The following is a 19,769-nucleotide window of genomic DNA, read 5'->3' as shown; positions in this document are numbered from 1 at the left end:
ACGATCCTCCAGGCATCCTGATCGCTTCGCCCAATCAGGACGTGGATGGCGGTCCGGCCTCCCAGGGTGAGATGTTCTGGCGGCGCGGCTACATTCTCGTCGAGGATCTCGTAAGGCCCGAGCAACTGACCCTGATGGCAAGGGCGATGGACCTCAACCATCAGGGCGGCCAACTGGTCGACCAATCTGCATCCAGCGCAACCGAAGCACTTGGTGCCTACAGCCCGGTTCTGGGCGATATGCTGCTTCGGCACTGTCGCGCGCCCATCGGGACGATCGTCGGACGCGATTTGGTCGAAAGCTATTCCTACTGGCGACTGTATCTCGAAGGGTCAGCCCTACGTCCGCACAAGGATCGGGAAGCGTGCGAGATCAGCGCGACGATCACGATCGAAACCGCGCCTGGGGCCAAACCTTGGCCGATCACACTGATCGACCTCCAAGGCGAAATCGCAGACATTGTGATCCCGGCGGGCGCTGGCCTCCTGTTCCGCGGCAACCTGATGCAACACTGGCGCGAGCCGCTGACCGCGCCGTGGCACAAGCAGATCTTCCTCCACTATGTGCGGAAGGACGGCCCCTATTCCGACTACGCTTTTGACCGCCGCAATGTAGAGCCTGCCGCCCCGGCGACCTGACGATCGCCCTTCACTAGGAGGACAAGGGCCTCGGTCGATCGCAAGCCTGCACACCCAAAAGATCGAGCTTGGCCAGGACGCCCGGGTTCATGCCAGATAACGCAAAGCAATTATGCCGAAAGCCAAGGCTCGCGCTGATGCCGGGACAGGCAATTCGGCTGTCGGCGACGGTGCAGCGAAAACTGGCCACCGCATTCGCCTTGCCCCGTCGCCGCCTTTGCCTCACCGCTGCAGCATGGCTTCTCCTGTGGCCGGCAAAGGTGGCGGCAATCACAATTCCAATCCGGGTTCTGAAGCGGTTGTTGGGACAGGACCGTGCTCTTGAAGGCGTGGCGCCCGCGTTGAACCGCCCCGACCAGGCGCGTGCTTTGGAGGTTTCAGCCGCGATGGCTCTCGCAGCGCGCTACAGTCCCCGAAGCGCAAACTGCTACCCGCAAGCCTTGGTTGCTCACTTGCTGCTTTCCCTCTCCGGGCTCGATCACGCACTTTTCTTCGGAGTGCATCGAAAATCAGGTAACAACGCGCTCGCCGCTCACGCTTGGGTCGTGGCGGGAGATCACGTCGTGTGTGGCGGGCCCGATCTGACCCGCTACACAGTCGTGCGCTGCTTCGTTACCGAGCGGCAACCAAGCTGAGGCCGGCGATAAGTCTGCGCGGCGGCAGTGTTTTCATCGGACTTTGATGAAGGCGAACAGTCCGGAATAGCCCTGGTCTGATCATGAGGCCCGCTTTCAGCGTGAGTCTGCAAACACCTCGTTGTAGGCCGGATTAGTTGCGGCGATTGATCCAGCAATTGACGGAAAATCGACCATCCTCAAAGGCCCTCCCGGGCACGGCAACCGGCAGAACTTCATGAGGGAAAAACGACGGAAAAAATACTATCGAATTGTCGTCCGCCTCTATCAGTCGGAAACCGGTCCTATCAAGCGAGTATATCTTCAGTTGCCCTCCTGAAAAACGCTTCGGCGATCGGCTGTAATAATAGACTGAGCTAATTACACGGTGACACGACGACGAACCGTGGGCGGTATCTATGTGAGTCGAAAAGAATGCACCGTCACCGCTGTTGACAGCCTCAATTTCAAATTCGCTCCGGTCAGGAAAGTCCACTCGGATTGAAGCGCTGATCTCATTCTTCAGGGCGAGCACCCCATCGGCAAACAGCTTCTTGTAGCGGGGGTCGAGACTACGCTTCGTTGATCGACGAATGGTCTCATCGACCCGCCCCATGCGAGAGGCGCCCTCCCTGTAGTTAGAGACCAGGGTTGGCTTGTAATCGCCCTCGGCTGCCAGACTCCCCAAAAGCAGGTCCCTGTGATCGGCGGGGGCCAAAAAGCCGCGCTTGATGAATATCGCGGGCACCGCAGCAAGGGTCGGTTGCGTCAAGGTCATGGCACAGTCCCCGGCACCGTTCATCTGCGCTGGCGCCCTACGAGCCGGGCCTGAGGCCAGAATGCGTGATTGCAAGACGAAAGCATCGGCGACACCTAGAGTGCGGATAACTGTCGCCACGTTGGTAAAGGCCGCCGATGACGTTGTCAGCCCTTGCCTGCTCAGAACTCATGGCCAGAAGAACCGGAAAACGGCGAGAGCGACTCCGGAGGGCAACCCGGTTTGTGACTCGCCCGTCTGCCGCCCGTCCCCGGGGGAGGCCCTGACCACCTGCGCGTGGCCGAGCAAGACCATTTTCCATCGGGCGAACCTGGCTTCTTGCTGAACGCGCACCCAGCCCGGCCGCACATAGTCATCCGATGACGGGGACTTTCACCCAGCGCCGGCCGCCAGTCCATCTCATGGAGATCTGGAAAAAGTGGTGCCGCTTAGGTGACTCGAACACCTGACCCCCGCATTACGAATGCGATGCTCTACCAGCTGAGCTAAAGCGGCCCTGATCGGCGGGCCTGAGCGGCCCGGCGCGAGGGCGCTGTTTATACGGGGCGGGGCGGCTTGCCAAGCGTCTGTGCATCGAGCGTGTCGATCAGGGCCTGTTCGTCCGGGCGGGCGGCGATGCGGACCCCGGAAAAGCCCAGCGCCTCCAGGGGCGCGGCGACGGCGGGGGACATTGCGAAGGCGAGGCGTCCGGGGGCCGTGCCGGCATGGCGGTGGGCAAAGGCGGCCGCCGCGCGCGGCGAATGGAACAGCACGCCGTCGAAGGCGACCGGGGCCGGATCGTCTGCCTCGACGGTCTCATAGACGGCCAGCGTGTGTACCGGCGTGTTGGGGCCGACCAGAGCCGCCAGATCGGCGGCCGGTCGTGCCGGGCCGGGGGCGAGGATGGGGCCGGGGGCGTCCGGGCGGATCAGGGCGGCCAGATCGCGCACATCGCCCGAGGCCGAGTGCACATCGGTGTAACCGGCCGCGCGCGCGGCATCAGCAGTCGCGTCACCCACGCAATAGACGGGACGGCTGCGGTCGGGGTCGTGCGCGCTCCAGAGCACCACGGCATTGCGGCCGGTGAAGGCGAGGGCGGCATGGTCGGGCACCGGGCCTGTCAGCGGCAGCGGGCGGACGACCAGCAGGGGGGCGACCAGCGGCGTGTGGCCGAGGGCGGCGAGGCGCGCGGCGGTCTCGTGGGCGGCCGGCACGGTGCGGGTGACCCAGAGGCGCATGGCCCTAGTTTTCGACCGGTTCGCCGTCGGCGAGGGCGCGGTTCTGGACGGTCTGGCCCAGGGCCTCGGCGGCGGCCTCGACATCGTAGGCGAGGGGAATCCGGGCCGTCTCGCGCCAGCGACGCGTGCCGTCGGGGCGCAATCGCTCGGCCACCAGCACCAGATCGTCGCCGTCGTGCCAGGCATGGGCGCCGACGGCCGTGCGGCACGACCCTTCCAGGGCCCGCATGGCGGCCCGCTCGGCCCGGACGGCCAGGGCGGTCGCGGCGTGATTGAGGACTGGCCCCCAGACCTCGATCGCGGGGGCATCGCCCTCGCGGGTCTGCAGGGCCAGGGCCCCCTGACCGGGGGCGGGGACGAAATCCTCGACCGACAGAAGGGCGCGGATACGATCGCTGTAGCCCAGCCGGTTCAGGCCCGAAGCGGCGAGCAGGATGGCCTCGAACTCGCCGTCGGCCACGCGCTTCAGCCGGCTGTCGACGTTGCCGCGTAGCAGTTCGATCCGCAGGTCGGGGCGCAGGGCCAGCAACTGGGCCTGTCGTCTCAGGCTGGCGGTGCCGACGCGCGCGCCCTCGGGCAGGTCGGCGACGGTGTCGAAACGCTCGCTGACGAAGGCATCGCGCGGGTCCTCGCGGACCGGAATGGCGGCCAGCGCCAGACCGGGCGGCGGCTCGACCGGCACATCCTTCAGCGAATGCACCGCCAGATCGCAGCGGCCGTCGAACAGGGCGGCCTCGATTTCCTTGGTGAACAGGGCCTTGCCGCCGACCTCGAGCAGGCGCCGGTCCTGGATCCGGTCGCCGGTGGTGACGATCGGCACCAGCGGAAGGCGGGCGTCCATGTCCTGCGCCTCCACGCCCAGTGCGTCGGCCAGCGCCTGACGCACATGGCCGGTCTGGGTCATGGCCAGGGTCGAGCGGCGGGTGCCGATACGAAGGAGGTGCGTCATGGTCGGACCGTGGCCGTTGCGTCGCGGGGTGCGGGCCGCTACCTCGACCCGGTGAACAGGACTGTGGCCACACCGATGAGCATGGACACCAGGGCCGCGCCCTATAGCACGGGGCCGGAGACGGCAACCGGCCCGCTCATCCTGCTGGGCATCGAGACCAGTTGCGACGAGACGGCGGCCTCGGTCGTGCGCCAGCAGGCCGACGGTACGGTCGAGGTCTTGTCCTCGGTGGTCCACAGCCAGATCGACGATCACGCGGCCTATGGCGGGGTTGTGCCCGAGATCGCCGCGCGCAGCCATGTCGAGACCATAGACGGCATTGTCCGGCGCGCCCTGACCGACGCCGGCTGTGACTGGACTGCTCTCGACGGCGTGGCGGCGACCGCCGGGCCCGGACTGGTCGGTGGCGTCATGGTCGGCCTCAGCTATGCCAAGGGCGTGGCCATGGGTCGCGGCCTGCCGCTGGTGGCCGTCAACCATCTGGAGGGCCATGCGGTCTCGGCGCGGCTGGGCCGGCCGGTGGCCTATCCCTTTTTGCTACTGCTGGTCTCGGGCGGGCATTGCCAGCTGCTGGAGGTGCGCGGCATCGGCGACATGACCCGGCTGGGCACAACTCTGGACGATGCGGCGGGCGAGGCCTTCGACAAGATCGCCAAGGCCATGGGGCTGGGCTATCCGGGCGGCCCGGCGCTGGAACGGCTGGCCGCGACCGGCACCGATGAGGGCGCCGAACGGTTCGACCTCCCCCGGTCGCTGCTGGGACGCCGCGACTGCGACTTTTCCTTCTCGGGGTTGAAGACGGCCGCGGCCCGGCTGTCGCAGGGGTTGGAGTCAGACGCCGACAAGGCCGATCTGGCCCGCGCGGTGCAGACCGCCATCGCCCGCCAGCTGGCCGAACGCTCGGTGCGGGCGCTGGACCTGTTCCGCGAGCACCACCCGGCGCTGGAGCGCCCGGCCTTTGTCGTGGCGGGCGGGGTGGCGGCCAATGCCACCGTCCGGGCGCGGCTGACCGGGGTTGCCGAGGCGCGGGGATTTGATTTTGTCGCGCCGCCGATGGCCTATTGCACCGACAACGCCGCCATGATCGCCCTGGCGGGAGCCGAACGGCTGCGTCTGGGTTTGACCAGTGACCTTGCGGTCGCGGCCCGCCCCCGCTGGCCACTGGACGAGGCGCGCGCCCTGTCCGATCCGGCCCACCCACCCGGGCGCAAGGGGGCCAAGGCATGAGCCGTCAGGACGGGAGTGAACCGATGCAGATGAAGACGGCGGGCGTGATCGGCGGCGGCGCCTGGGGCACGGCCCTGGCCCAGGTGGTGGCGCGCGCGGGCCTCTCGGTCACGCTGCAGGCGCGCGAAACCGAGGTGGTCGACAGCATCACCCGCGACCGGGTCAATGCGGCCTTCCTGCCCGATGTGCCGCTGGATGCGGCGATCACGGCCACGACCGATCTGGCGGACCTGTCCGGATGCGATCTGGTGCTGGCGGTGCCGCCGGCCCAGCACCTCCGCGCGACGCTTGAGGCCTTCCGGCCGCACTATCGGGCCGGCACCCCCATGATCCTGTGCTCCAAGGGCATTGAGCGCGGCACGCTGAAGCTGATGACCGATGTGCTGCACGAGACCCTGCCGGACGCCACCCCGGCGGTCCTGTCGGGCCCCAGTTTCGCGGGTGAGGTGGCGCGCGGACTGCCGACGGCGGTCACGCTGGCGGTCGCCGACGCCGGTCTGGGCGAGGCCCTGATGGCGCGCCTGTCGCCGCCGGGCTTCCGCCTGTATCTGACCGACGACCTGATCGGGGCCGAGGCCGGCGGGGCGCTGAAGAATGTGCTGGCCATCGCCTGCGGCATCGTTGAGGGGCGTCAGCTGGGCCGCAGCGCCCATGCCGCCCTGATCACCCGGGGCTTTGCCGAAATGACCCGCCTGTGCGTGGCTCTGGGCGGCCGTGCCGAGACGGTCGCGGGCCTGTGCGGTCTGGGGGATCTGGTGCTGACCTGCTCCAGCCCGCAGTCGCGAAACATGAGCCTGGGTCTGGCGCTCGGCGAAGGCCAGACGGTCGAGCAGGCCCTGGCCGGCAAGCGCTCGGTGGCCGAGGGCTATCAGAGCGCGCCCGCCGTCCGCGATCTGGGTCGGAAGCTGGGTCTCGACATGCCGATCGCCTATGGGGTCGCTGCCCTGCTGGCGGGCGAGGCAACGGTTGACCAGATCATCGAGGGCCTGCTGTCGCGGCCGTTGCGCGCCGAAACCGACGGATGACCGACGGCGCGGCCCCCGAAGCGCCGGACCCTGAGCGCAAACGCGTCTGGAAGACCCCGCCCGGCGTCGCCCTGTGCGCGCTGGACGACATCGCCGAACCCGGCTCGCGCGGCTTTGTCCTGCAGATCGGCGAGGCGTACTTCCACGGCTTTGTGGTGCGGAAGGACGGCCAGGTCGCCGGCTGGGTCGACCGCTGCCCGCATCAGGGCTTTCCCATGGCGCTCGAGCTGGACCGGTATCTGACGCCCGATGGGTCCCTGATCCTGTGCGGCTGGCACGGGGCGGTGTTCGAGCCTCTGGACGGGGCCTGTGTCGGCGGGCCGTGCGCGGGGGCGCGCCTCACGCCCTGGCCGGTCGAGGCCTCGGGCGGGGTGATCCGGACGGCCTAACGCTTCAGGCGTTTCGCGTTGGCCGTGGCCTTGTCGTGCAGAGGCTTGAGCGCCTCGGCCTGGGTTTTCAGCAGGCCCGAGTTGAACGCCATCATCTGGCTGGCGGCGCGGCCCCACCATCCCAGTGCATAGTTGAATTGGGCCGAGGCCGCGGCGACAGGGGTAGGCGCCGAGGACACGGCAACCGCCGCCCGGCGGGCATGGTCCACCTCGGCCAGTGCCGACTTTGACGCCCGGGCGGCCAGGGTCCCCATATTGCCGGTGAGCGAGGCGGCTGAGGCGCTGAGCGCCTCCAGCTTTTCAGTGCCCATCAGGGACAGCTCACCGATGTCGGCCCGCAGCGGATCGGCCATGGCGCGCGCCATGATCTCCATGCGCGCCGCGATGACGTCGGACGAGGCCGACAGCAGTTCGCCCCCGTGCGTCGCCGTGGTCATGGCGGTTCGCGCGTCGCGCATCAGACGGTCGCCGTCACGGGTCGTCTTGCGGGGAGAGGCCATGGGTCCAGCCTAGCCTGTTTCCTCAGTCCGGTGCGATTTCTTTTCCGAAGGCCGCGACATCCTTCAGCAGAGCCGGCACGGCGGCATCAATGATGCGCTGGCCCTTCTCGGGGCTGGCCTGGGCCGGGTCCGAGCCGATGCGGCCGTCGGGGAAGCGGGCCCGGTAGTCCAGCGCGTCGCGGATCGGGCCAACGGGCGCGATCTTCGGCGAATAGTCGGCCGTCTTGATGCAGTCCGGCCAAGCGGCCTGGGTGACGGCGATCTCGGACGGGGTGGCGTGCATGCCGTGGCCGGTCGGGAAGATCGAGCTGCACAGGGCGTGGACCCCCGGCAGGTCCCACCAGTTCACCAGCCTGAGGGCAAACGGCGCCCGCTTCTCGAGGAAGCTCCACTCGGCATAGATTTCGGCAAAGGTCGCCTCAATGGTTGAGACATTGCCGCCGTGGCCGTTCAGGAAATAGATCCGCTCGAAGCCGTGGCGCGTCAGCGAGCTGACCCAGTCGGAAATGGCCGCCATGAAGGTCGAGGGCCGCAGCGAGATGGTCCCCGGAAAGGCCAGATGGTGCTGGGCCATGCCGATGTTGAAAGTCGGGGCGACGACCAGATCCTCGTCCTGGGCCTCGGCGGCATGGGCGATGATCTCCGGGCACAGCCAGTCGGTGCCAAGCAGGCCCGTGGGGCCGTGCTGTTCGTTCGAGCCGATCGGCACCACCACCGTCTTCGTGGTCTTCAGCCGGGCCTCGATCTCGGGCCAGGACGACAGGTGGATCAGCATGGGGACAAACTCCGGATGGGGACGCAACAGGGCCGCCTTCCTACGCCGATCCGCCGGAGGGGCCAATGGCAGTGGGCTCGATCGGGGGCTCAGCCGGCGGCGAAGGCCCTGAGAAAACGTCGGGCCGTCTCGCGGGCCCGCGCAGGGATGTCGGCGACCTCGGGCGGAGCGGCCCCCAGCACCAGACGCAGATGGCCATGGCCCAGCACCATGCCCGAGAACATCTCGGCCGCATGGTCGGGGTCGGGTACCCGCATCAGGCCCCGCCGGTCCTGTTCGGCCAGCCAGGCGGACAGTCGGCGCAGGCTCTCGCCCGGCCCGCTGTCATAGATGGCCCGCCCGATGTCCGGCGCCTCGGGTGACATCAGGGCCAGCCCCCGCATGGACGATCCCGCATCGCCGCACAGGATCTTTTCGAGCAGGGCGGTGGCCAGCGCCGTAAGCACGGTCTCGGGATCGCCGGCGGTGCGCAGCGGCGCGGTCACGGCCTCGGACCGCCGGGCGGCCAGCGCCCGCCCGATCTCCAGCTTGGAGCCGAAGCGGTTGTAGAGGGTCTGTTTCGACACCCCGGCGCGGCGGGCGATCTCCTCCATCGTGGCCGCGGGGCCCTTTTCGGCGAACACATCGCGGGCGGCGTCCAGAATGGCCTCGCCCTTGCGCTCATCAACCTGTCCGAGGGCGCGCGCCATCAGTGCGCCTCCGCCGGAGGGGCGCCGGTCGGGCCCTTCACCGGCCGGGCGAACAGGGTGACGAAGGCCGCGACCGCACAGGCCAGCGCCAGCAGGGCAAAGGCATCGCCGAACGCCAGGGTGGTCGCCTGTTTCTGCAGCATGCCCCAGACGGCCTTGAGCGCCGAGGCATGGGGATCGACGGAGTCGGAAAACCGTTGCGCCATGCCGGCCAGCAGGCCCTGCATCTGGCTGTCCGACTGGCTGATCCGGCTGGTCAGTTCGCCCATGTGGACCGCCGTATTGGTGGTCAGGGAGGTGTTGAGGAAGGCGAGACCGAAGGCGCCCCCCACATTGCGAGCCAGATTGACCAGGCCCGAGGCGTTCTTGACCATGTGCGGGGGCAGGGTCGACATGGTCACCTGCTGGGCGGCGATCATGGCCAGCATGACCCCGGCGCCGCGCATCGCCTGCACGCCGGCGAACTGCCAGAAGCCCCATTCCTCGGTCAGGGCCCGGGCATCCCACATGCCCCAGGCGCACAGGATGAAGCCGACGAACATCAGGATGCGCACGTCCAGCTTGCGCACCAGTCGCCCGGCCAGCGGCGCGGTGGCAAACATGGCGAGGCCCGAGACGACCATGGTGGTCCCGACCTCGGACGGCGAATAGGCCAGCACCCGCCCGAGGAACAGCGGCAGCAGGAAGGTCCCGCCGAACAGGGCCGCGCCGACGATGAAGGTCATGATGACCCCGACGGTGAAGTTGCGGTTGGCAAAGGCGCGCAGCTCGACGATCGGGTTGCGATAGGTCAGCGATCGCCAGATGAAAGCCGGTCCGGTCAGGGCCGCGACCACAGCGAGTCCCAGAATGGCGGTATCGGCGAACCAGTCATTCTTGGCGCCTTCCTCCAGCACGAACTGCAGGCTCATCAGAAAGACAGCCATCAGTCCGAGACCGGCCCAGTCAAACCCTTTGGACAGAGAGGCATCGCCGGTGTCGAAGCGCGCAAACCGGCCGACCAGAAACAGCACCAGCATACCCGGCAGGACATTGATGAAGAACAGCCAGCGCCAGCTGAGCCATTCGGTCAGGTGCCCGCCCAGCGTCGGCCCGACCGTGGGGGCCAGGGTGACGATCAGGCCCATGACCACACTGGCGGTCACGCGCCGCTCGGGCGGAAAGGCGGTAAAGGCCACGGCGAACACGGTCGGGATCATGGCCCCGCCCAGAAAGCCCTGCAGCGCCCGGAACAGGATCATCATGTCGATCGAACTGGACAGGCCGGTGGCCACGCTCATCACGAGGAAGCCGGTGCAGGAGACCAGGAACACCTTCTGGGTGCCCCATAGCCGCGACAGGTATCCCGACAGCGGGATCATCACGACCTCGGGGATCAGATAGGCGGTCTGGATCCAGCTGATCTCGTCGGCCGAGGCGCCGATGCCGGCCTGGATCTGGGGCAGGGAGGCGGCGACGATCTGGATATCCAGAATGGCCATGAACTGGCCGATCACCATCCCGGCAAAGCCGAGCAGCAGATAGGTCCAGTTGACCTCGGGCGCGGACTTCGGCGGGGCGGCGGGCGCCGGGGTCGCACCGCCGAGGGCGGTGGCGGTCATGGGCGGGCGACCGCCAGAACCGGCGCGCCCGCCATCTGCGGCGCCTCATTGCCGACCTCGGCAAAGCTGGCCCCGCCCGGGCTTCTCAGATCGACCTTGACCTCGACCGACAGGCCGGGACGCAGCGACACCGGCTGTCCCCCGGCGCGGTCGACCACGATCCGCACCGGTACCCGCTGGGTGATCTTGGTGAAGTTGCCGGTCGCATTCTCGACGGGGATCAGGGCGAATTCCGACCCCGTCGCGGGGGCAAAGCTGTCGATCCGGCCGTGCAGGGTCTGGCCGGGGAAGGCATCGGCGCTGATTTCGACCGCCTGACCCAGCCGCAGATGGTCCAGCTGGGTCTCCTTGAAGTTGGCGACCACATAGGTCTCGCCCAGCGGCACGATCGACAGCAGCTGCGATCCGGGGCTGACGTATTGTCCGGCGCGTACGCTGCGGGCGCCGACGACCCCGGCGACGGGGGCGCGGATCACGGTCCGGTCCAGCGCCGTGCGGGCCTGTTCGACCGCGGCACGGGCCTGTTCGACGGCCGCCAGACTCTGTTCGCGGGTCGAGCCGAGCACGGCGGCGGTGCGCTGTTCGGCGACAAGGGCGGCCTGGGCCTGTTCGACGGCGGCCTGGGCGGTCTGGGCCCCGGCCTGTTCGGTCTGCATCCGCTGCTGGGAGACCCAGCCCTGTTCGGCCAGCCGGCCATAGCGGTCCACCTCGGCCCGGGCCAGATCGGCCTGGGCGCGGGCCTGGGCCACGCCCGCCGCGCGGGAGGCGATCAGGGCCTGTTCCTGGGCCGCGCGGGCATCGACATTCCCGACGGCGGCGACCAGCGCCTGAAGATTGGCTTCCGCCTCGGCCAGCTTGGCCCGGGCATCGGCGTCATCCAGCCGCACCAGCACCTGACCGGCCTCGACCGCCTGATTGTCGGCCACCAGCACCTCGACGACGGTGCCGCTGACCTGCGGACTGACGAGGGTGGTGTCGGCCTGGACGAAGGCGTTGTCCGTGGTTTCCCAGTGCTGCTTGTCCAGCCACCACAGGGTGCCGCCGGCAAGCACCACCAGACCGGCGATCACGCCGACGATCAGGGGCAGTCGGGCCTTGAGGGAGGGAGAAAGAGCCATGTCGCATACTCGGGAAGGGGAGGTGCGGCATAAAATGGACCGAAGCGTCCAGAAATCAAGAGCCCATGTTGCGGCGCAGCAAACACGCTCTGTTTCAAGGCCTGACTCGTCCGGCAACTGGCCCACTCTTGACCCGGTGGGCGGGGGCGGCGATGCCGTGGGTCATGGCCCGTGCTTCCCGAAAGACCGCAACCGCCTCGCGCAAGACCCCTTCTGCGGGGCGTGCCACCGGCGCGGTCGTCTGGCCGCCGGATCCCGACCGGGTCGAGGCCATCTTCGCCCGCCTGTCGGCGGTCATGCCCGAGCCGAAGACCGAGCTGAATTTCAGCAGCCCCTACACACTGGTGGTGGCCGTCGCCCTGTCGGCCCAGGCCACCGACGTCTCGGTCAACAAGGCCACCGACCGCCTGTTCGCGGTGGCCGACACGCCGGAAAAAATGCTGGCGCTGGAGGAAGAAGGCCTGATCCCCTACATCGCCTCGATCGGCCTTTACCGGAACAAGGCGAAGAACGTCATCGCCCTCAGCCGGATCGTCCTGGAGCAGCACGGCGGCGAGGTGCCCCTGACGCGCGAGGCGCTACAGGCCCTGCCGGGCGTGGGGCGCAAGACCGCCAGCGTGGTGCTGAACGAGCTGGAGATCGAACCCGCCATCGCCGTCGACACCCACGTCTTTCGCGTGTCGCACCGGCTGGGTCTGGCCAATGCCGGAACCCCCGACAAGGTCGAGGCCCAGCTGCATCAGGTCGTGCCGGAGGCCTGGCTGCCCAAGGCCCATCACTGGCTGATCCTGCACGGCCGCTACACCTGCGTGGCGCGAAAGCCCAAGTGCGACGCCTGCGTGATCCGCGACCTGTGCCCGTCGGTCGCGCTCGGCCTCAACGATTGAGGTACTCGGCGACGGCGGCGACGAAGGCCTGCCCGCCGTCGGGGGCGTGGTTGAGGTAGAAGTCCGGCTCGATCAGCTCCGCCTCCATCAGCAGCCACTGGCCGTCGGCTCCGCGCGCCAGGTCGATGCGGGCGTACAGCAGCTCCTCCTCGACCGTGGCCAGCACCCGGCGGGCCAGCGCCAGCGCCACCGGATCGGGATCCGGCTCGGGGGCATAGAGGCCGCCGAACTGCTGCTGGATGCGGAACTCGCCGGCGCGGGGGCGTTTGCGCACCGCGTGGCTGAAGCGCCCGCCAAAGACCAGCAGCGACAGCTCGCCCTCGGTCTCCAGTGCCGCGATGAAGGGCTGGATCAGGGCCGGTCCCTCCGGCGTCTCGGTCAGGGCCTCGCCCCGCGCCAGCCGCGTCGTCTGCCATCCGCCGCCCGAGACGCGCGGCTTGATCACCAGTTCGTCAGCGCCCAGCGTATCAAAGGCGTCGGCCACCTGATCCGCCGTGACCTGTTCGCTCCACAGCGTGGGCGGCACCGGCAGGCCCGCCTCGCCCAGCCGCTCCAGATAGGATTTGTCGGAATTCCAGGCCAGCACGGGGGCCGGATTCATCATCGGCAGGCCGGCCGCCTGCCAGGTCGCGCAAGCCTTCATCCAGCGGACGTGGTCGCGGTGATAGCCCCAGGCCACCAGCGGCATGATCAGATCGGCCGAGGCCAGCCCGTCCGCCGCCTCGATGTGATCGGTCCAGGCCTCCGACCGGGCGTCGAGACCCCCTGCGGCAAAGGCGGCAACCAGCCGGTCGCGCACCTGCGGCCACTGGCCGGCAAAGGAGGGGTCTTCGGGGTTCGGGGTCAGGATCACGATATCGGACATGGGCGGGTCATAGCGGAAATTGCCCGCTGGCAAAGCCTCGCCCCGTCGCCCCGCACTGGTCATGCGCGGACAGTCGGGCTAAGCGGCGCCCATGACCCATTCCGCCCCCACCCATGACGTCTGCGCTGTCGGCAATGCCATCGTCGATGTGCTCAGCCCCTGCACCCCGGAATTCCTGAGCGAAAAGGGTCTGGCACCCGGTTCCATGCAGCTGGTCGACGAAGACCAGAGCGCCACCCTGTATGAGGCCATGGCCGCCGGCGTCGAGGCCTCGGGCGGGTCGGCCGGCAATACGGTGGCCGGCATCGGCAGCCTGGGCGGACGCCCGGCCTATATCGGCAAGGTGGCCGACGACCAGCTGGGTCAGGTCTTCACCCACGACATCCGCGCGGCGGGCGTGGCCTTCGATACGCCGGTGCTGAAGGACGGCGCGGGCACGGGCCGCTGCCTGATCAATGTCACGCCGGACGGTCAGCGCACCATGTGCACCTTCCTCGGCGCCGCCAACCAGCTGGCCCCCGAAGACGTTGACCTGGCCCGGGTGGCCGACAGCGCCATCGTCTATCTGGAAGGCTATCTGTTCGATCCGGCCCCGGCCCGTGCCGCCTTCGAGGCCGCGGCCGACGCCGCCCACAAGGCCGGACGCAAGGTTGCCATCACCCTGTCGGACACCTTCGTCGTCGCCCGCTGGCGCAGCGAGCTGCTGGGCTTCCTCGACAGTTCGACCGACATCGTCTTCGCCAATGAAGCCGAGGCCTGCGCCCTGTTCGAGACCGACGATGTCGAGGCCGCGACTGCAGCCCTGGCTGAAAAGGTCGAGGTGGTCGCCGTGACCCACGGGCCGAAGGGCTCGGTGCTGGTGCGGGGCGGCGAGCGCGCCGACATCGCCGCCGAGCCGGTCGCCAAGGTCATCGATACGACCGGTGCCGGCGATCAATACGCCGCGGGCGTGCTGTTCGGTCTGGCGCGCGGCCTGCCGCTGGAAACCTGCGGTCGTCTGGGCGCCATCGCCGCGGCCGAGGTGATCGCCCACTGGGGCCCGCGTCCGATGACCTCGCTCAAGGACCTGGCCGGGGCGGCCGGTATCCGCCTCTAGCCCACGCGCTCCAGGGCGGCGACGAAGAAGCCGTCCAGACCGCCCCGATCTTCCCACTGGCCGGGCAGGATACGCAGCCAGCCCTCGGGTGTCAGCGACTCGGGCGGGGCGCCCACGGTCGCCGGATCGGCGGGCACGGTCCGGAAGGCGTCGTTGCGGCGCAGGAAGGCGGTGATCTGGGTCTCGCCCTCCTCGCGCTCCAGCGAACAGGTGCAATAGACCAGCCGACCCCCGGGCGCGACGCGGGCAGCGGCGGCATCCAGCAGCCTGTGCTGCACATCGGCCAGATTGCCGATATCCGCCGGCCGGGTGGCACGCAGGGCCTCGGGGTTGCGGCGGAAGGTCCCGGTAGCCGAGCACGGCGCATCCAGCAGAACCCGGTCGAAGGTCCGCGGGTCGTCCCAGGCTTCGGCCGGCGTGGCGATCACCTCGGCGGTCAGGCCCGTCCGCTCCAGATTGGCGCGCAGCCGGTCCAGCCGCTTGTCGGAGCGGTCCAGCGCCGTGATGCGGGCGCCGGTCGCCGCCAGCTGCATCGTCTTGCCGCCCGGGGCCGCGCACAGATCGAGGACCGTATGGTCGGGGCGGGCCGACAGCAGGCGCGCGGGCACGGCGGCCGCAGCGTCCTGCACCCACCACTCCCCCGCCTCTAAGGCCGGCCAGTCGCGCAGGTCGCCCCGGCGGCGGGTGCGGACCGTGTCGGCAAACAGCAGCTCGCCCTCCAGCGCCTCGGCGAGCGCCGGGCCGTCGGCCGAGGGCTTGAGGCTGAGGTCGGTGGGCGGCTCGGCAATCGCCGCCCGGGCCATGGCCTGAAGCGCGCTCTCGCCCCAGGTCTGACGCCAGCGGGCGGCGAGCCAGTCGGGGAAGTTGGCCACAGGATCGGGCGCGCCGAAGCCGTCCCGTCCGACGCCGCGCAGCACCGCATTGACCAGCGCCTTGTACGGCCGGGTGGCCGGATCCCGCTCGGCCAGCTTGACCGCGCTGGAGACGGCGGCAAAGGCCGGGGTGCCGAGGCTGAGCGTCTGGGCCAGCGCAATCCGCATCAGGGTGCGCACCGCCGGGGGAGGCGATCGCTTCAGCCGCCCGTCGAGGACGGCATCGATCTCGCCCAGTCGTCGCAGGGCCGCCATGGCCACCGCCCGCGCAAAGGCCCGGTCCTGTGGGGCCAGGGTCGAGACGGGCGCCTTGCCCAGGGTCTCGTCGAGGCCGTTCCGCCGCTCCAGCGCCGCATTGAGCAACAGCCCGGCCGCGTGGCGGGCCTGAATGCCGGGATCATCCGTCATGCGTCAGACCGACACCTGGGTGCCCAGCTCGACCACGCGGCCGGGCGGGATGTGGAAGAAGTCGGTCGGATTGGCGGCATTCCGCAGCAGGAAGATGAACAGGCGGTCCTGCCACAGGGGCATGCCCTGGGTGGCCGAGGCGACCACCGAGCGACGGCCGAGGAAGAAGCTGGTCGACATGATGTCGAACTTCAGCCCCTGCTTGCGGCACAGGCCCAGAGCCTTGGGCACATTGGGCCGTTCCATGAAGCCGAACGACAGGATGACCCGTTTGAAGTCGCCGTTGATCGGCTCGATCGTCACCCGGTCGGCCGTCGGTACGCGGGGCCGCTGGGCCGTGCGCACGGTCAGGATGATGTTCTTCTCGTGCAGCACCTTGTTGTGCTTGAGATTGTGCATCAGGGCGACGGGCGCGACCTCGGGGTCCGAGGTCAGGAAGATGGCCGTGCCGGGCGTGCGGTGCGGCGGCCGGGCCGAAAGCATGTCGATCAGGTCCGACAGCGGCAGGCTGTCGCGGCGCGTCTTGGCCGTCAGGATCTGGGTACCGCGCACCCAGGTCCACATCAGCAGCAGCAGGCCGCCGCCCAGCACCAGCGGGAACCACGCCCCCTGCGGGATTTTCAGCATGTTCGAGGTCAGGAAGATCACGTCCAGCGCGAGGAAGGGCGTGATGACCAGCAGGCTGAGCGGCAGCTTCCACTTCCACAGATGGCGCACGACGAACCAGGCCAGCAGGCTGTCGACGAACATCGAACCGGTCACCGCAATCCCGTAGGCCGCGGCCAGACTGGTCGACGTCTGGAAGGTCACCAGCAGGGCCAGCACCCCGACCATCAGCATCATATTGATCGCCGGCACATAGATCTGGCCGGCCTGGCTTTCGGAGGTGTTGCGGATGTCGATGCGCGGCAGCAGGCCCAGCTGGACAGCCTGTTGCGTGACCGAGAAGGCGCCGGTGATCACCGCCTGGCTGGCGATGATGGTGGCGATGGTCGCCATGATCAGCACGGGCCAGTAGGCCACTTCCGGCACCATCATCCAGAAGGGGTTCTCGGCGGCCGTCCGGTGCGACAGCACCAGCCCGCCCTGGCCCAGATAGTTGAGCGTCAGGCACGGCAGGACCACCCACAGCCAGCCGGCCCGGATGGGCGACTTTCCGAAATGGCCCATGTCGGCATAGAGGGCCTCCGCCCCCGTCACCGCGAGGAAGACACTGCCCAGAATGACGAAGCCCAGAAAGCCGTTATCGAGCAGGAACATCACGCCATAGTGCGGCGACAGGGCCCGCAGGATCGAGAGGTCGTCGAAGATGTGGTAGAGGCCCAGCCCCGCCAGCATCAGGAACCAGACCAGCGTCAGCGGGCCGAAGAATTTCGCCACGCTGGCCGTGCCGCGCGACTGGATCATGAACAGGGCAATCAGGATGCCCGCCGCGATCGGCACGACAAACGGCGCAAAGGTATCGCCCATGCCCGGCGCATCGCGCAGGCCCTCGATGGCGGACACCACCGAGATCGCCGGGGTGATCACCCCGTCGCCATAAAACAGCGCGGCGCCGCAGACGCCCAGCAGGAAGACCACGGCCGAGCGCTTGCCGATGGCATGCTGGGCCAGCGCCATCAGCGACAGGGTCCCGCCTTCGCCCTTGTTGTCGGCCCGCATCAGGAAGACGACGTATTTCAGCGTCACGACCAGGATCAGGGCCCAGAAGACCAGCGAGACGACGCCCAGCACCGCCAGTTCGGCGGCACCGCCCGAGCGGCTGTGATGCAGGGCCTCGCGCATGGCGTACAGCGGGCTGGTGCCGATATCGCCGAACACGACGCCGATGGCGCCGATCATAAGGCCCAGCTTGCCCTTGCCGGTGGGACCGTGACCTGCGTGGCCGTCGCCCGGCGAGGTACCGGGCGGGCAGGCGTCTGACGCTGTGGAGCCGGCTGCCTCGCTGGACGCGGCGGCATCGGCCCTGGGGGTATCCCCGATCATGCCAGGTCTCCGGGAGCCGTGGGAGGACGGTCCCTTCCGTGAAGCCGCGGGGCTTTAGACCCTTTCGACGGACGGTTCAATCGTGCCTCCCGGGACGGCCCCTGCCGCCATGGTTTGTGATTCCTCCGACAAACGCCTAAATCCGGATACGGAACCCGAACCTCATGTCCGACAGTCAAAGATTTCCCGTCGCGGCCCACGCCCTGGCCTATCTGGCCCATAAGGGCGCCTATGGCCCTGCCCAGGCGGTGCCCAGCGCGATACTGGCCGCCTCGGTGCCGACCAATCCGGTGGTGATCCGGCGCGTTACCGGCCTTCTGGCCCGCGCCGGCCTGATCGAAACCCGTTCAGGCGCCAGTGGCGGTGCCTGGCTGGTGCGCAAGCCCGAAACCATCCGGCTGGACGAGGTGCTGAAGGCCGTCCACGGCTGCGCCCATCTCGGCTCACCGCCCGCCGGGGCCAAGGGATGCCCGGTTGGCGAACACATTCCCCGTCAGGTGGCCCGGGCGCTGGTCGCGGCGGACCAGGCGGCGGGCGCCGCCCTGTCGCGCATCACCATCGCCGACCTGCTGGCGGACAACCCGCCCTCGCTGGCCGGTTTCGCCCTGCCGGCCGCGACCGGCGCATGACCCGGCGGCGGGTGCTGGTCACCGGCGCCTCGGCCGGCATCGGCCGGGCCCTCGCCACCGTCTATGCGCGTGAGGGCTGGGACCTGATCCTGACCGCACGGCGCAAGGCCCCCCTGGATGCGCTGGCGGCCGATCTGGCGGCGGAGACCGGCTGCGACGCCCGGGTGTTCCTCGCCGATCTGGCCGAGGAGGGCGCGGTGACCGGTCTGGTCGACCGGATCGTGGACCTGGGGCTCACGGTCGACGGTCTGGTCAACAATGCCGGCTTCAGCCGCACCGAGGGGTTTCTGCATACCGATCCCGACGCCCAGCAGGCCATGATCCGGGTGATGCTGACCGCCCCGGTGGCGCTCAGCCGCGCGCTGGTACCGGGCATGGTCGAGCGCGGCTTTGGCCGGGTGCTGAATGTCGCCTCGCTGGCCGGGCGGATGCCCGCGACCGGTGGCGACACCCTGTACGGGCCGATCAAGAGCTTCCTGATCAAGGCCTCACAGGGGCTGTGGCTGGAGATGCAGGGCACGGGCGTGCATGTGACCGCCCTCTGCCCCGGCTACACCCTGACCGAATTCCACGATGTGAATGGCACCCGCGAGGAGGTCTCCTCGGCCTATCCCGCCTGGATGTGGCAGACAGCCGACCATGTGGCTCGCGTCGGCTGGCAGGCCTGCGAGGCAAACCGTCCGCAGGTGACCCCGGGGATCATGAACAACCTCATGGCCGGTCTGGCCAAACACCTGCCCGACCGCATGGCCCTGTCCATGGTCGGCGGCCACGCGAAACGGCTGAAGCGAATCTAGTGGCCGCCTGACGGATAGGGCGTGGTGACATCGCCCGAGAACATGCCGGGGATGGCCTCGCCGAGGCCCGCCAGAATGAACTGGATGGCCAGGGCGCACAGGATCAGGCCCAGAACCCGCACCACGATCGCCATGCCCACCTCGCCCAGAAGGCGGCTGATCGGCCCCGTCATGGCAAAGCAGACGAAGGTCGCGATCCCGGCTGCCGCGATGGCGACAAGGCCTGCGGCATGGCCGGCGGGTCCGATCTTGGTGGCCTCACCCGCCTGGATGATGATGGTCGAAATGGCGCCCGGCCCGATCAGCAGCGGCATGGCAAAGGGCACGATCAGCCGCTGGAAGCGCCGACGGGCATAGCCCCGCACATCGGCCAGATCCGACTGGGCATCGGCGTCGGCAAAGATCTTGAGGAAGTCCTCGCGGGCCATGTCCAGACCCAGCAGCAGCAGCAAGATGCCGCCCGCGATGCGGAAGGCGGCCAGCGAAATGCCGAAGAACTCCAGCAGCGCCAGGCCGGTGAAGAAGAAGAAGACCAGAAAGGCGACGATGAACAGGCAGATGAGCGCCGACACCGACATCCGCTGGCTGAGCGTCGCGCCCGCCGTGGCGGCGGCGAAAATCGGGATGTTGCCGATCGGATCGACCAGGGCGAACAGGGCCACGAACAGGTTGACGCCAAGATCGACCGCGCCCATGACTGAATGCCCCC

General features: G+C 68.8%; 21 protein-coding genes and 1 tRNA gene. 9 read left to right on the top strand and 13 right to left on the bottom strand.

Going from position 1 to position 19,769, the window contains the following annotated elements:
- The first annotated feature begins 71 nt into the window (after positions 1 to 71).
- Complete coding sequence (locus tag LC068_RS09540; RefSeq protein ID WP_226636652.1) at positions 72 to 638, top strand: hypothetical protein; 567 nt, start codon at positions 72 to 74, stop codon at positions 636 to 638.
- Positions 639 to 727: 89 nt separating this feature from the next.
- The gene (locus LC068_RS09535; RefSeq protein WP_226636649.1) at positions 728 to 1,273 is read left to right on the top strand and encodes a lasso peptide biosynthesis B2 protein; all 546 of its coding nucleotides are present in this window, start codon (positions 728 to 730) and stop codon (positions 1,271 to 1,273) included.
- A 133-nt stretch (positions 1,274 to 1,406) separates the two neighbouring features.
- Here LC068_RS09535 and LC068_RS09530 read toward each other — a convergent pair whose 3' ends face one another.
- The 4 genes from LC068_RS09530 to hemC form a co-directional block, all read right to left on the bottom strand.
- A complete protein-coding gene (locus tag LC068_RS09530) occupies positions 1,407 to 2,030 on the bottom strand; it encodes a 2OG-Fe(II) oxygenase (protein WP_226636647.1) in 624 nt (207 codons plus the stop codon).
- A gap of 419 nt (positions 2,031 to 2,449) precedes the next feature.
- Positions 2,450 to 2,525: transfer RNA gene (locus tag LC068_RS09525), tRNA-Thr, on the bottom strand.
- Between the two features lie 41 nt (positions 2,526 to 2,566).
- Entirely contained in the window at positions 2,567 to 3,247 is a 681-nt protein-coding gene (locus LC068_RS09520) for a uroporphyrinogen-III synthase (RefSeq protein ID WP_226636645.1), read from the bottom strand.
- Between the two features lie 4 nt (positions 3,248 to 3,251).
- Positions 3,252 to 4,196 carry a hydroxymethylbilane synthase gene (hemC, locus tag LC068_RS09515; protein ID WP_226636642.1) on the bottom strand — a complete coding sequence of 315 codons (945 nt, stop codon included), beginning with the start codon at positions 4,194 to 4,196 and terminating at the stop codon, positions 3,252 to 3,254.
- A 75-nt stretch (positions 4,197 to 4,271) separates the two neighbouring features.
- Here hemC and tsaD point away from each other — a divergent pair, with 75 nt between their 5' ends.
- The 3 genes from tsaD to LC068_RS09500 are packed head-to-tail and all read left to right on the top strand — an operon-like array spanning position 4,272 to position 6,837.
- A complete protein-coding gene (tsaD, locus tag LC068_RS09510; protein WP_404825206.1) occupies positions 4,272 to 5,423 on the top strand; it encodes a tRNA (adenosine(37)-N6)-threonylcarbamoyltransferase complex transferase subunit TsaD in 1,152 nt (383 codons plus the stop codon).
- A gap of 23 nt (positions 5,424 to 5,446) precedes the next feature.
- A complete protein-coding gene (locus LC068_RS09505) occupies positions 5,447 to 6,448 on the top strand; it encodes an NAD(P)H-dependent glycerol-3-phosphate dehydrogenase (protein ID WP_226637083.1) in 1,002 nt (333 codons plus the stop codon).
- Positions 6,445 to 6,837: a Rieske (2Fe-2S) protein gene (locus tag LC068_RS09500; RefSeq protein WP_226636640.1), complete on the top strand. Its 393-nt coding sequence runs from the start codon at positions 6,445 to 6,447 to the stop codon at positions 6,835 to 6,837. The genes LC068_RS09505 and LC068_RS09500 overlap by 4 nt, the downstream gene beginning before the upstream one ends.
- Here LC068_RS09500 and LC068_RS09495 read toward each other — a convergent pair.
- The 5 genes from LC068_RS09495 to LC068_RS09475 all read right to left on the bottom strand — a co-directional run bounded on the left by LC068_RS09495 (position 6,834) and on the right by LC068_RS09475 (position 11,520).
- Positions 6,834 to 7,337 carry a phasin family protein gene (locus LC068_RS09495; protein WP_226636637.1) on the bottom strand — a complete coding sequence of 168 codons (504 nt, stop codon included), beginning with the start codon at positions 7,335 to 7,337 and terminating at the stop codon, positions 6,834 to 6,836. The two genes, LC068_RS09500 and LC068_RS09495, sit on opposite strands and share 4 nt — an antisense overlap.
- A gap of 22 nt (positions 7,338 to 7,359) precedes the next feature.
- The gene (locus tag LC068_RS09490; protein WP_226636635.1) at positions 7,360 to 8,112 is read right to left on the bottom strand and encodes a creatininase family protein; all 753 of its coding nucleotides are present in this window, start codon (positions 8,110 to 8,112) and stop codon (positions 7,360 to 7,362) included.
- An 89-nt stretch (positions 8,113 to 8,201) separates the two neighbouring features.
- Positions 8,202 to 8,801 (bottom strand): TetR/AcrR family transcriptional regulator, encoded by a 600-nt coding sequence (locus LC068_RS09485; RefSeq protein WP_226636633.1) that lies wholly within the window; start codon positions 8,799 to 8,801, stop codon positions 8,202 to 8,204.
- A complete protein-coding gene (locus tag LC068_RS09480; RefSeq protein ID WP_226636631.1) occupies positions 8,801 to 10,402 on the bottom strand; it encodes a DHA2 family efflux MFS transporter permease subunit in 1,602 nt (533 codons plus the stop codon). The genes LC068_RS09485 and LC068_RS09480 overlap by 1 nt, the downstream gene beginning before the upstream one ends.
- Positions 10,399 to 11,520 carry an HlyD family secretion protein gene (locus tag LC068_RS09475; protein WP_226636629.1) on the bottom strand — a complete coding sequence of 374 codons (1,122 nt, stop codon included), beginning with the start codon at positions 11,518 to 11,520 and terminating at the stop codon, positions 10,399 to 10,401. Before LC068_RS09475 ends, LC068_RS09480 begins: the two co-directional genes overlap by 4 nt.
- Positions 11,521 to 11,684: 164 nt before the next feature.
- Between LC068_RS09475 and nth the strand changes: the two genes are divergently transcribed.
- A complete protein-coding gene (gene nth, locus LC068_RS09470; protein WP_226636627.1) occupies positions 11,685 to 12,407 on the top strand; it encodes an endonuclease III in 723 nt (240 codons plus the stop codon).
- Here the strand turns inward: nth and LC068_RS09465 are convergent.
- Positions 12,397 to 13,272, bottom strand: coding sequence for an ATP-grasp domain-containing protein (locus LC068_RS09465; RefSeq protein ID WP_226636624.1), 876 nt, complete (start codon positions 13,270 to 13,272; stop codon positions 12,397 to 12,399). The genes nth and LC068_RS09465 overlap by 11 nt on opposite strands.
- Positions 13,273 to 13,363: 91 nt before the next feature.
- Here LC068_RS09465 and LC068_RS09460 point away from each other — a divergent pair, with 91 nt between their 5' ends.
- Positions 13,364 to 14,368 carry an adenosine kinase gene (locus tag LC068_RS09460; RefSeq protein ID WP_226636622.1) on the top strand — a complete coding sequence of 335 codons (1,005 nt, stop codon included), beginning with the start codon at positions 13,364 to 13,366 and terminating at the stop codon, positions 14,366 to 14,368.
- Here the strand turns inward: LC068_RS09460 and LC068_RS09455 are convergent.
- Both LC068_RS09455 and LC068_RS09450 read right to left on the bottom strand, forming a co-directional pair.
- A complete protein-coding gene (locus tag LC068_RS09455; RefSeq protein WP_226636620.1) occupies positions 14,365 to 15,648 on the bottom strand; it encodes an RsmB/NOP family class I SAM-dependent RNA methyltransferase in 1,284 nt (427 codons plus the stop codon). The two genes, LC068_RS09460 and LC068_RS09455, sit on opposite strands and share 4 nt — an antisense overlap.
- Positions 15,649 to 15,651: 3 nt before the next feature.
- Positions 15,652 to 17,634, bottom strand: a complete 1,983-nt coding sequence (locus tag LC068_RS09450) for a potassium transporter Kup (protein WP_226636618.1) — start codon at positions 17,632 to 17,634, stop codon at positions 15,652 to 15,654.
- 164 nt (positions 17,635 to 17,798) lie between these two features.
- Between LC068_RS09450 and LC068_RS09445 the strand changes: the two genes are divergently transcribed.
- Positions 17,799 to 18,263 (top strand): Rrf2 family transcriptional regulator, encoded by a 465-nt coding sequence (locus tag LC068_RS09445; protein ID WP_226636615.1) that lies wholly within the window; start codon positions 17,799 to 17,801, stop codon positions 18,261 to 18,263.
- Entirely contained in the window at positions 18,260 to 19,060 is an 801-nt protein-coding gene (locus LC068_RS09440) for an SDR family NAD(P)-dependent oxidoreductase (protein ID WP_226636613.1), read from the top strand. The genes LC068_RS09445 and LC068_RS09440 overlap by 4 nt, the downstream gene beginning before the upstream one ends.
- Here LC068_RS09440 and LC068_RS09435 read toward each other — a convergent pair.
- Positions 19,057 to 19,755, bottom strand: a complete 699-nt coding sequence (locus LC068_RS09435; RefSeq protein WP_226636611.1) for a MarC family protein — start codon at positions 19,753 to 19,755, stop codon at positions 19,057 to 19,059. The two genes, LC068_RS09440 and LC068_RS09435, sit on opposite strands and share 4 nt — an antisense overlap.
- Between the last annotated feature and the right edge of the window lie 14 nt (positions 19,756 to 19,769).

The organism is Brevundimonas poindexterae (genome assembly GCF_020524625.1).
Lineage (GTDB): Bacteria > Pseudomonadota > Alphaproteobacteria > Caulobacterales > Caulobacteraceae > Brevundimonas > Brevundimonas poindexterae_A.
This window is presented reverse-complemented; position numbering and strand designations above follow the sequence as displayed.